The organism is Nodosilinea sp. LEGE 07298, assembly GCF_015207265.1.
Taxonomy (GTDB): domain Bacteria; phylum Cyanobacteriota; class Cyanobacteriia; order Phormidesmidales; family Phormidesmidaceae; genus Nodosilinea.
Genome location: NZ_JADEXE010000220.1, coordinates 1 through 11,610 on the forward strand (window position 1 = coordinate 1; position 11,610 = coordinate 11,610).

Annotated in this window: 11 protein-coding genes and 1 pseudogene; 9 read left to right on the plus strand and 3 right to left on the minus strand. The window is 55.4% G+C overall.

Features of this window, described 5'->3' with window-relative positions; genetic code table 11:
• Positions 1–805 (plus strand): exodeoxyribonuclease VII large subunit (gene xseA / locus IQ273_RS23690; RefSeq protein WP_194025619.1); only part of this gene is annotated, 805 nt, incomplete at its 5' end.
• Positions 806–847: 42 nt separating this feature from the next.
• Entirely contained in the window at positions 848–1,066 is a 219-nt protein-coding gene (gene xseB, locus IQ273_RS23695; RefSeq protein ID WP_194025620.1) for an exodeoxyribonuclease VII small subunit, read from the plus strand.
• Positions 1,067–1,275: 209 nt separating this feature from the next.
• Here the strand turns inward: xseB and IQ273_RS23700 are convergent, their stop codons facing one another.
• Positions 1,276–1,980: a pirin family protein gene (locus IQ273_RS23700; protein ID WP_194025621.1), complete on the minus strand. Its 705-nt coding sequence runs from the start codon at positions 1,978–1,980 to the stop codon at positions 1,276–1,278.
• A gap of 376 nt (positions 1,981–2,356) precedes the next feature.
• Here IQ273_RS23700 and IQ273_RS23705 point away from each other — a divergent pair, with 376 nt between their 5' ends.
• From IQ273_RS23705 to IQ273_RS23720, 4 genes are all read left to right on the plus strand, one after another.
• On the plus strand, positions 2,357–3,235 hold the full coding sequence (locus IQ273_RS23705) for a LysR family transcriptional regulator (RefSeq protein WP_194025622.1): 879 nt from the start codon (positions 2,357–2,359) through the stop codon (positions 3,233–3,235).
• Positions 3,236–3,479: 244 nt separating this feature from the next.
• Positions 3,480–4,775 carry a cytosine permease gene (gene codB, locus IQ273_RS23710; RefSeq protein ID WP_194025623.1) on the plus strand — a complete coding sequence of 432 codons (1,296 nt, stop codon included), beginning with the start codon at positions 3,480–3,482 and terminating at the stop codon, positions 4,773–4,775.
• 90 nt (positions 4,776–4,865) lie between these two features.
• Entirely contained in the window at positions 4,866–6,179 is a 1,314-nt protein-coding gene (locus IQ273_RS23715) for a phosphatidylserine/phosphatidylglycerophosphate/cardiolipin synthase family protein (protein WP_194025624.1), read from the plus strand.
• Positions 6,180–6,246: 67 nt separating this feature from the next.
• On the plus strand, positions 6,247–6,798 hold the full coding sequence (locus IQ273_RS23720; RefSeq protein WP_194025625.1) for a DUF421 domain-containing protein: 552 nt from the start codon (positions 6,247–6,249) through the stop codon (positions 6,796–6,798).
• Positions 6,799–6,987: 189 nt separating this feature from the next.
• On the opposite strand, the gene IQ273_RS23725 is transcribed toward IQ273_RS23720, so the two are convergent.
• Positions 6,988–7,902, minus strand: coding sequence for a branched-chain amino acid transaminase (locus IQ273_RS23725; protein ID WP_194025626.1), 915 nt, complete (start codon positions 7,900–7,902; stop codon positions 6,988–6,990).
• Between the two features lie 203 nt (positions 7,903–8,105).
• Between IQ273_RS23725 and IQ273_RS23730 the strand changes: the two genes are divergently transcribed.
• From IQ273_RS23730 to IQ273_RS23740, 3 genes are all read left to right on the plus strand, one after another.
• Entirely contained in the window at positions 8,106–8,600 is a 495-nt protein-coding gene (locus IQ273_RS23730) for a DUF302 domain-containing protein (protein WP_194025627.1), read from the plus strand.
• Positions 8,601–8,943: 343 nt separating this feature from the next.
• Positions 8,944–10,668: a Mu transposase C-terminal domain-containing protein gene (locus tag IQ273_RS23735; protein ID WP_228053706.1), complete on the plus strand. Its 1,725-nt coding sequence runs from the start codon at positions 8,944–8,946 to the stop codon at positions 10,666–10,668.
• Between the two features lie 2 nt (positions 10,669–10,670).
• Positions 10,671–11,414, plus strand: a complete 744-nt coding sequence (locus IQ273_RS23740; protein WP_228053708.1) for a TniB family NTP-binding protein — start codon at positions 10,671–10,673, stop codon at positions 11,412–11,414.
• On the opposite strand, the pseudogene IQ273_RS23745 reads toward IQ273_RS23740, so the two are convergent.
• A pseudogene (locus IQ273_RS23745) lies at positions 11,403–11,610 on the minus strand (ISKra4 family transposase); the annotation flags it as partial. The gene IQ273_RS23740 and the pseudogene IQ273_RS23745 sit on opposite strands and share 12 nt — an antisense overlap.

The window sequence follows — 11,610 nt, forward strand, 5'->3', positions numbered from 1 at the left end:
GCCCCAGACCATTGCGGTGGTGTCGTCGCCTCAGGCGGCGGCCTGGGGCGATATTCAGCGATCGCTGCGCCAGCATCATCCTGGCCTACACATTCTCTTTTCTCCGGCTACAGTGCAGGGTGACAGCGCTCCAGCGTCCATTGTTGCGGCGATCGATCGAGTCGCTGCCGATGGCCGGGCCGAGGTGCTCATTCTCGCTCGCGGCGGCGGGGCCAGCGAAGATTTAGAATGCTTTGACGACGAGCGGGTGGTGCGAGCCGTGGCCAACTGCCCGGTTCCGGTCATTACCGGCATTGGCCACCAGCGTGACGAATCGCTGGCCGATCTGGCGGCCGATTGGTGTGCCCATACTCCGACGGCGGCGGCGATCGCCGCCGTACCGGCCCTAGCCGATGTAGTCGCAGCCCATCACCAGCGAGTTGCCCAGCTCAAAACCCTGGTCGCAGACCACCTGCTCGATGCCCAGAGCGATCTGCACCGTTTGGGTCAGCGCCTGCTGCGGGTGCGCCTCGACAAGCGAATGCAGCAGCAGCAGCTTCACCTGAAGCAGCTCAAGCGCCGCCTGGTGCAAGGGGTACAGGTGGAGCTGCGGCAGGCGAGCGATCGCACCCAAGCCCTGCGCAACCATCTGATGACCCTCGACCCCGATACCGTCGTCAAACGCGGCTACGCCCTGGTCCGCGACGAGGCCGACCAGCTCGTTACCCAGGCTACCGCCACCACCCCTGGCCAAACCCTACAAATCCAGCTCGCCCAAGGCCACCTCACCGTCCAGGTCACCCAAGTTCACCCGTCACCTACATAATCCCTCTCTTTCTCCTGCCCACTTATTCACTTCATTCCCCCCATGCCCAAAAAAGCCACCCCCGCCGAGACCTGGAGCTATGAAACCACCGTCACCACCGTCGAAGGCATCATCGCCGACCTTGAATCGGGCAGTTTGCCTTTAGCGACGGTGCTGAGCCAATTTGAGCAGGCGGTGCAGGCCCTACAGCAGTGCGAAACCTACCTACAGGAAAAGCAGCAGCAGGTGGATCTGCTGATTGAAACCCTGGCCGACAGCTAAGGATTTCGCCAGACAATCAGGTATAGCTGTGGCCAGTCTAGTTAAGACAGGTCTCCTATGAACGTTCAAACGTTTGAACGTTCATAGGGTTTCTGGATGTCCTAACCAACGTGACTATGGCTATATCAGCCGCCTGCCCCATGGGTGTGTTGCTTCGTGAATACACCCATGGGGTCATCAATCCGTTCGGTACTTGACCGGCTTTAGGACTAGGCAGCCATATCAAACACCAGCACCTCGGTCTCGTCAGCCGCCCCCGTTAGGCTCAGGGTATCGAGATCGCGAATGGCGGCTCCATCGCCAGCGGTGAGGTCGTGGCCATTGAGGTTGACCGCGCCACGAGCCACCTGCACCCAAGCCACCCGACCCGGAGCCAGGGTATGCGTCACCGCATCGCCAGGGGTCAGGGCAGTGGTGTACAGGCTGACATCCTGGTGGATGGTGACCGAGCCATCGCGGCCATCGCGGGAGCCGACTAAGCGCAATTGCCCCTGCTGATCGGCGGGTGCGATCGAGATTTGCTCATAGCCAGGGTCGATCCCCTCAGTCTCGGGCAAAATCCAAATTTGCAAGAAATGCACCGGGTTGGTGTCTGAAGCATTAAATTCGCTGTGCCGAATGCCCGTGCCCGCCGACATCCGCTGCACATCCCCAGGGCGAATGATAGAGCCAGTGCCAAGGCTGTCTTTGTGCTCCAGAGCACCATCCAGCACGTAGGTAACAATTTCCATGTCGCGGTGGCCGTGGGTACCAAAGCCCTGGCTCGGCAACACCTTGTCTTCGTTAATGACCCGCAGGCTGGCAAAACCCATGTGGTTAGGATTGTAGTAGTTGCCAAAGGAAAAGGTGTGGCGAGAATCCAGCCAGCCGAAGTTGGCAGCACCGCGATCGCTAGCAGAACGAATCGTAATCATTAAAGACACCTCCTAATTAGCGTCAACGGATTAGAAACATCCGCATGAATTAAAGATATATTGAATCTAATGAATTGACAATACTCAATTTAATTGACATATTGTCGCCTAAATCAAGACAATGGATTGGGCTAGTGATTGTAGAGAATTCACCTAATTCCGCCGTTAGGGAATCGCCAGAAAGTAAGTGGCCTGCTGATCGGACGTCGACTTCGCTCAGCCCTCGATTACTGAAGGTTGAGCGAAGTCGAAACCTGGCTACCTGGTACACCGTTGACCCGCAGATCCCTTAGCCGTTCTCTCCGGCTTTTTTTGGCAAAGGAGATCCTTGCCAATCCAAACAACTCACCCCCTCCCTCTCCTCCCCTTCTCCAACATGGACAAACTCGAAAGCATGCGCGCCTTTACCCAAGTTGTCGAAGCCGGTGGCTTTGCCGCCGCCGCCCGCCAGATGGATCTATCGCGATCGGCAGTCAATAAGCTGGTCATCAATCTCGAAGAGCATTTACAAACCCAGCTCCTGCACCGCACCACCCGCAAAGTCTCCCCTACCGATGCCGGGCGGGCCTACTACGATCGCTGTCTCGCCATCCTGGCTGACTTAGAAGAAGCCGAATTGTCTCTGACTCGCCTACAGCAAGAGCCTCGCGGCAGTCTGCGCATCAACGCGCCGATGACCTTCGGCACCCTGCATCTGGCTCCGCTGGTGGCTGAGTTTATGGCCCAGTACCCCGACTTGCAGGTAGAGCTAGTGCTTAACGATCGCCGCATCAATCCGGTTGAAGAGGGCTTCGACATCACCATTCGCCTGGCCGCTGAGCCACCTGGTTCTGGCCTAATTGCCCATACCCTGGCCCATTGCCCCCTGGTCATCTGCGCGGCCCCAGCCTACCTGCAGCAGCACGGCAGTCCCCACCATCCCGATGAGTTAACGCAGCATGCCTGCCTGCACTACGGCCATCGCGCTCAAGACAACAGCTGGACTCTAGTCGGTGACGAGTCCCACACGGTCCCCATCCACGGGCCGCTGTGCTGCAACAACGGCGAGGTGCTGCAAGTCGCTGCCCTGAGGGGGTTGGGCATTGTAATGCTGCCTGAGTTCATTGTGAAGCAAGCTCTAAAGGAGGATCGCTTACGCCCTATTTTGATCGACTACCCGCCCCCGGCGATCGATATCTACGCGCTGTACCCGGTGAACCGCCACCTATCGGCGAAAGTGACCCGCCTGGTAGAATTTTTAGCCGAGAAAATCTAGGCGCTAGCCGGACAAATGAGTTCAGGATGCTCGCGTTGCTGGCGAATTGGCGAATTAGGCGAATGACCGTAAACGCCGCTGTAATCTAAGCGGTCTGTTTCAGGCTGGGATGATTAAGCTGGGTTCGGAATTAGCTCCCATTTAGGGCCAGAACCCTGAAATCTGAGCTGCTGCTGTTTACTGGAACACTGTTTGTGCTTTGGCCTATCCTTACAATGCGGGTCAAAGCGCTTTTTAATCCCCTATGTCTACCACTACCGAATCGTCTCTGGGCAGCCAGGGCAGCATTACTGAAGATTACCCTCTCAGTCCGGTGCCTGTTACGGCGCGGCGATCGCTCCTTTCCCTCGCCCCCATTCTGGCCGGCTTTACTCTATACTCGGGCACCCTGTTTGCTGGTGGGCTGGTTGGCCCTTCCTTTCAGTTTTGGCCCAATCTGGTGGCACTGATTGTGGTCGGCAACCTGATTTTGGGATTGTACGCGGCGCTGCTGGGCTACATTGCGGGCGAAACCGGGCTAACGACCGTGCTAATGGCGCGGTTTAGCTTTGGCAACGTGGGCTCGCGCTGGGTCGATTTTATCCTCGGCTTTACGCAGATTGGCTGGTACGCCTGGGGATCTGCCCTGATGGCGCAGCTGCTCAATACCCTGGCTGGGGTACCGGAGTCGTGGAACTGGCTGATTATCTTGTTCTTTACCTACGCCTTTTGCTCGACCGCTTACTTTGGCTACACCGCCATGGACTGGCTGAGCCGGGTGGCGGTGCCCGCCATGGTGCTGCTGATGGGCCTGAGTTTGACCGTGGCATCGCGCGACGTGGGTGGTTTTGCCGGATTGCAAAATCTCTCTGTTGCCGACCCGCTGCCCCTCAGCGCTGCCATTACCATCATTGTCGGTACCTTTGTCTCGGGGGGTACCCAGGCCACCAACTGGAGCCGGTTTGCCAAAAACGGTAAAGCGGGCTTTATCGCGACGCTGATTGCCTTCTTTTTGGGCAACGGCTTTTTAATTTTTTCAGGAGCGTTTTGCGCCAAGGTCTACGGCGAACCCGACATTGTCAATGTGATGGCCCAGCAGGGGCTGCTGGTGGGTGGCCTGGTGCTTTTCTTTCTCAATATGTGGACCACCCAAGACAACACCATCTACGCCTTTTCGATCGCCGGATCGAATATGTTTCGCAGTAGCCGCCGCACGTTGTTTGTGCTGGGCGGCGCGACGATCGCGCTGTTTATGGCCTGGGGCGGCATTTACGAAGGGCTGGTGCAGTACCTGATTTTGCTGGGAACGTTCATTCCACCCATTGGCGGCATTATTATGGCCGACTACTGGATCTATCGGCGGGGGCAGTTTCCATCGCTGGCTGACCCGCAGCCTGCCTTTAACTGGGCCGGGGTAATTGCCTACGTGGTCGCCTCTGCGATCGCCTACTGGACTGGCCAGGCGGGCTGGGGCATCGTACCCATCAACGGGGTTGTGGCGGCGCTGGTGCTCTACATCGGGCTGAGCCGAGTGCTGCCGTCGTCGCGATCGGTAGCCTAAAGCGCTAGGTTTCTGTCTTTGGGGATAGAGCCTTGGAGAGACGTTCAGCGCTACGCTAAGTCTGCTCAACTCGCTGGACACTATACCCCTATGCCTACCGCCTCTGCCGATGACTCGGAGCCTCCCCCTGTGGTCTGGTGGATGGTTGGAGGCACGATCGTGCTGCTGCTGGCTATTGTGGTCAGCTATGCCTACCTAACCGGGTTATTTCGAGCGGCCTCTAAAGGCTTGGTCTCCAACGTTCCTCACCTGGGCGACCCGCGTTTTGCCCTCAGCCTGGAGGGGTTGGCCAACTCAGCCGATACCACCGGCCGACTGGTTGGCTTTTGGCCCGAGGTCAATGCCATCTATGCCGCCCGCCGCGAGGCGATCGCCAGTGCCCAGCACCTGGTACAGTACGAAACCTACTTTATGACGCCAGGCCGCCGGGCCGACGCCTTTGCCGAGGTCATCACCGATCGCGCCCTGGCTGGAGTCAAAATTCAGCTGCTGCTCGACCACCAGGGCACCAGTTCCATGCCCAAGATCTACTGGCGGCGGTTGCGCAACGTGGGGGTCGAGATTCAGTTTTTCCGACAGTTCGACTGGCGCGCGCCGCTAGATTACAACTCGCGATCGCACCGCAAACTCTTGATTATCGACGGGCAGCAGGTGTTTATCGGCGGCGCAGGCGTATCTGACTTTTGGGATGGCACCGCCTTTGAGCACGACACCGCTCCCTGGTGCGACTTTGAGCTAGCCTACGAAGGCGAAGTAGTCAGCCTGTTGCAGGGCAAATTCTTGCAAAACTGGGCTTGCGCTGGTGGGGTGATTGACCTTAAAGAAGGCCTGCACCGGGTCCGGGCCGAAGGCACTACTCCCCTCTTCATCACCGATAACGCCTCCACCCTCAACGAATCGTCCATTCGCCTGCTGATGCAGCTGCACATGCTGACGGCCAAGCGACGGCTTTGGATTGGCAGCCCCTACTTTGTGCCCGACCACAACACCACCCACTGCCTAATTCAGGCCTATCAGAAAGGGGTAGACGTGCGCATTTTGACCATGGGTGCCGCCACCGACAAAAAAATGGTGCACTTGGCCAGCCGCGAGCTGTACGGCCCCCTGCTGCGAGCCGGGGTGAAAATCTGCGAACACCAGCCCAGCATGATGCACGCCAAATTTGTGCTGGTTGACGACGACTGGGTAAGCACGGGCAGCGCCAACTTTGACCCCCGCAGCTACTTCCACAACGACGAGCTAAATATCTCGGGTCAATATCCCGAGCTGGCCAAAAAAGTTGAGCAGTTTTTTCTCAATGCCTTAAACAATAGCTGGTGCCTCAGCTACGCCGAGTGGCAAAATCGCCCCCGCCTGGAGAAAATCCAGGGTCAGGGGGCGCTCCTGTTTAAGAATTTGTTGTAAGAGCCTTAGACTCAAGAACCTGCTTCTCTGCCTGTCATGCCAACCGCTAAGGACTCTACCCATTCCTATGGATTACTCGCTAGCAAAAGATCTATTTGGCAGCTGGAATGCAGTTTTACACACGCTGATTGTTGGCACCCTGTCCTATATTGGCCTGATTGGATGGCTGCGGGTTTCCGGCAAGCGAACACTATCTAAATGGAATGCTTTCGACTTCGTTGTCACCATCGCCTTTGGCTCTATTCTGGCCAGCGCTTTACTAACCGGCAGTACCTCCTTTGTACAGGCCATGCTGAGCATTGGGCTTCTAGTTGGCCTGCAATATTTGCTCACCTGGCTATCAGTTCGCACTGATCAGGTACAGTCCCTCGTTAAGGCAGAGCCTAGCCTACTGCTGTTTGAAGGATCAATGCTGGAGTCCACGCTGAAGAAAGAGCGAGTTGCAAAAGGAGAAGTGCTGGCGGCCATCCGGCTGAGCGGCCATAGTCGAGTTGAAGATATTGGGGCTGTCGTACTTGAAACCGATGGTAGCTTTAGCGTGATTGCCGATATAGACCCCCAGCAAGCCTCTGCCCTTAAAGATGTAAAGGGTTTTATAGACACAAGAAGAAGCGCCTGATGCCGCCAGAGAGGCCGCCGTGGATAGACCGCCGTTGTCTAGTGCCAGCCCCAGGAGTTGCTGAGGCTAACGGGCAACGCCGTGCTCAAAAGCAAAGAAGAGCGTATCCGCGACTTCTTTACGCCGGGCTATGACACGGTTGTGTTTCGTCAGGTCTTAGGACAGCCTCAGAAATCAAACCGGGTCAGGCTAGCTGAGATCGATCGCAAACACCCAGTCTTGGTAGGCTTCATCGCGCCCTTCGGTGATAGCGGTGAGCTGGTCACGGAGGCGATCGGTGACGGGGCGGCTAGTGGGCAAATCGTACGACTCGACCCGGCGCACCGGGGTAATTTTGGCCGCCGTGCCGCTGAGGAACACTTCGTCGGCAATCAGCAGCTCCGACTTGTCAACCGGGCGCTCGACCACCTCAATGCCCAAATCGCGGGCCAGGGTGAGAATGCTGTCGCGGGTAATGCCTTCGAGAATGTCCTGCTCGTAGCCAGGGGTAATCAGCCTGCCGTTGCGCACGATGAACACATTCATGCCCGAGGCTTCGCTGACCTTGCCCTGAGAATTCATCAGAATTGATTCGTCAAAGCCCGACTCAACCGCCTCGGTTTTAGCCAGCGACGAGGTAATGTAGGCACCGCTAATCTTGCCGCGCAGGGGCAGGCTGCGGTCTTCTTGCCGGTACCACGAGCTAAACCGACAGGTGACGCCCTCAGGGGAAAGATAGTCGCCCAGCTCTAGCCCGTAGACAAAAAAGTTTTTCTCGACGTTGTGCAGTCGAGGCGAAATGCCCAGGTCTGAGGTGTAGACAAAGGGCCGTATATAAAAGGACTTGTCGGGGCTGTTTTTGCGGACAAAATCTTCGATAACGGCCTGAATTTTGTCGGCGGGCAGCTCGTAGTTGAGTAGGCGAGCGCTGGTGCTAAGCCTTTGACAGTGGCGATCGAGGCGAAACAGCAAAACCCGGTTGCCCCCCGCCGGGTCGGGGATGCCCCGCAGCCCGCCGAAGGCCCCGGTGCCGTAGTGCAGGGCGTGGGTGGCAATGGAGAGTTTAGCGTCGCTAAAGTCGCAAAACTGGCCTTCAAAGTAGGCGACAGGTAAGAAATTGTGCATGGCTACGGCTGGGCAAAATTCGGCATCTTTCAAGGATAGACCGAATGGACAGCCTTATTGAAGGAACCAAACTCAACTTCAAAAATGAGCCTGTTGAATGGGTGACCATGCTCTCTAGTATGGTCACCGCCCTAGTGCTCGGCCTTCTTCACGAGTTCAGGGCATAGCGATAAGCTATCGACAGTATCTTTAGGATGGTGAGTATGCGTAACATTAGTCTGATTGGGTTGGGTTTAGCCGTTGGGCTCGGATTCTCGCTCAGCCAGGTCATGCCCCAGCGCTCGGCGACGGCTCAGATTACAACCCCGACTGGACTTGTAATTAAACCCAGTCCGTATAGCGTTGAGGAAACAGAGAATCGCTTCATTCAAACCCTTGAATCTAATGGGCTAAACGTTTTTGCCACAGTTGACCATGCCCAAAATGCGGCAGACGCGAGTCTAGAACTACCGCCTACTCGTGTGGTCATTTTTGGTAACCCCCAGGCCGGAACGCCGCTAATGCAGTGCCAGCAAAGTATAGGTATTGACCTGCCCCAGAAGCTGCTGATTTTTCAAAACCAGCAGGGCGTACAGATCGCGTACAACGATCCACGCTACCTGGGTGGGCGACATCGCTTAAACGGCTGTGGCGCTCAGGTAATTGCCAATGTTGCAGAAGCCCTAAATGGCCTCACTGACCAGGCGATCGCACCCTAGAGTTTGATTGAACTATACAACATGTACAGTGACTTACTCTTTGTCATTGGGACAAATTAGTGTCGCCGGTCTGAATGCCTTTATTTTCAGTCGTTTCGAGTATTTTGACAGGTATTTTGGCTCTCTCCAGAGGCTGTGAATACGGGACACATAGACTGTCGCCTTCCGTAAAAGTGCCACACTGCTTGTCGGCTTTCTTCAAAGCTAAAACTGAGCAAATGACAGAATGAGTGTCGCTTTCTGCTCAAATAGCGTATAATACGTATGAACTACTCGCTCCACTGATCGCAACGATTGAAGTGGGTGAGGGTTAGTTGGCTTTTTGGCTTAGAGGTCTAGCTCAATGGTGTTAGATGTATCTCAAAAGAATTTGGATCAGCCAATAGAAGAGGTGCTTTCTGCTCAGAGAGACCCTAATCAATCGGAAGGAATCACGATTGTTGAGCAGCTAGACGAAGAAGGCCAGCGCAAGCTGGAGGTGATTCAGTCGTTGCTAGAGCCATGCGATCGCGCCACCTACGGCGAAAAGCTGCGAGAAGCGGCTGAAAAATTAAGCTGCACCGTCAGGACGGTGCAGCGGTTAGTTAAGCGGTGGGAGGTTGAAGGGGTTTCAGCGCTGGTGACCTCTGGTAGATCGGACCAGGGTAAGCATCGAATCTCAGAGTTCTGGCAAGACTTTATTGTCAAGACCTACGAGGCAGGCAACAAAAGCAGTAAGCGCATGAAGTCCAAGCAAGTTGCCGTCAGAGTACAGGTAAAAGCGCGTGAGATAGGGGATGCTACCCCTCCTAGCTATAAAACTGTGCTGCGGGTATTGAAGCCCATTATTGAGCGGAAGGAAAAAGCCAAGAGCATTCGCAGCCCAGGTTGGAGGGGGTCAACGCTATCGGTCAAGACTCGCGAGGGGCAAGATCTCTCGATCGAGTACAGCAACCATGTGTGGCAATGCGACCATACCCGTGCCGATGTGATGCTGCTTGACCAGTACGGAAAGGTGCTGGGGCGGCCTTGGCTAACAACCGTTATTGATACCTACTCACGCTGCATTATGGGTATCAACCTGGGGTTTGATGCACCTAGCTCTCAGGTGATAGCTTTAGCCTTGCGCGATGCTATTTTGCCGAAGAAGTATGGGGCAGAGTACAAGCTCAACTGCGACTGGGGCACGTTTGGTAAGCCCGACCATTTCTATACCGACGGCGGTAAAGACTTTCGCTCCAATCATCTCCAACGAATTGGAGCAGATTTGGGGTTTGCCTGCCATTTGCGAGCTCGCCCCTCAGAGGGTGGCATCGTGGAGCGGCCTTTTCGTACATTTAATGACCAGTTGTTTTCAACCTTGCCTGGATACACCGGGTCAAATGTTCAGCAACGTCCCAAAGACACCGAGAAAGAGGCCAGTCTCACCCTAAGAGATCTAGAGCACCTGATTGTGCGGTTTGTTTGTGACCAATACAATCAGACCCTTGATGCCCGCATGGGTGACCAGACCCGCTTTCAACGTTGGGAAGCAGGGTTGCCGAAGGTGCCAGAGATGCTCGATGAGAAGCACCTAGACGTGTGTCTAATGAAAGAGGGTCGTCGGACGGTGCAGCGAGGCGGTCACCTGCAATTTGAGAACTTGATTTATCGGGGAGAAAACCTGGGCGGGTATGCCGGTGAGGTAGTGTCCATTCGGTTTGACCCTAACGACATCACCATGGTCAGGGTTTACCGCAAGGAGGGGGCAGGGGAAGCCTTTCTGACCCGCGCCTATGCCCAGGGCCTGGAGACTGAGCAACTCTCCTACGAAGAGGCCAAGGCGAGCAGCAAACGCCTGCGGGCTAAAGGCAAGACGATCAGTAATGAGTCGATTTTGCAGGAAACGGTGGAACGAGATGCCCTAGTTGCTAAGAAAAGCCGGAAGCAGCGCCAGAGGGAGGAGCAGGTGCTAGCAAAACCTGTAGTTGCCCCTGAGCCAGAGTCAGTTGAAGCCAATTTGGGCCAAGAGGAACTTACCGATGAGGTTCCTCTGGATCTAAGTGCCTTTGAGCCGATTGATTTTGACGATATTCGTGGAGCATGGTGAGCATGGTACAAGCAAAAGCGTGGGCTGATGCCTTAGGTGAATCTAAGCCTGATTCAGCTCTCCTCCAGGCTGAAATAACCCGCTTACGTAAGAAAGCGGTTTTGCCGTTGGAGCATGTCAGTAAGGCTCACGATTGGCTGGATGGAAAACGCAAGGCACGGCAGTCGTGTCGCATTGTTGGACCATCCAGAACGGGTAAATCGAGTGCTTGTGAGGCGTATTTTTACCGAAACAAGCCCATACAGGAGACAGGCAAAAAGCCGATTGTCCCTGTCGTCTACATTCAGCCGCCGCAGAAGTGCGGGCCTAGGGATCTATTTAAGGAGATCATCGATTTTCTCAAGTACCGGGTGGCCAAGGGGACAGTCTCAGATTTCCGAGGGCGGGCATTTGAGGTATTGAAGGGCTGCGAGGTGGAGATGATCATCATCGATGAAGCGGATCGCCTCAAGCCAGAGACCTTTGCTGATGTTAGGGATTTCTACGACAAACTGGCAATTTCGGTGGTGCTAGTGGGCACTGACCGTCTAGATACAATGGTCAAACGGGATGAGCAGGTGCAAAACCGCTTTCGGGCCTGCTACCGTTTCGGCAATCTCTCTGGAAAAGATTTTGCCAAAACGGTCAAGATTTGGGAGCAAAAGGTCTTGGCGCTACCGGTAGCCTCTAACTTGACCAACACGTCGATGCAGACAATCCTTCTGGCAGCGACAGGAGGATACATTGGGAGCATGTCACCTTTGTAGCCCAATTGAGCCATTGAGATAAGCACAACGATGGGCCAGCACTTGAGGGATATTGTCCTCATTCCACTGAGCCCCTGAAATCTTGACTCTGCGGCTGATTTGCTTGATGGCCGATTCAACAGCCCCTGAGCCAATCGAGCAGATTTGTTCGCGCTGATAATAGTCGTAATTGACAATGCGGTGGCGATGCTTGCGG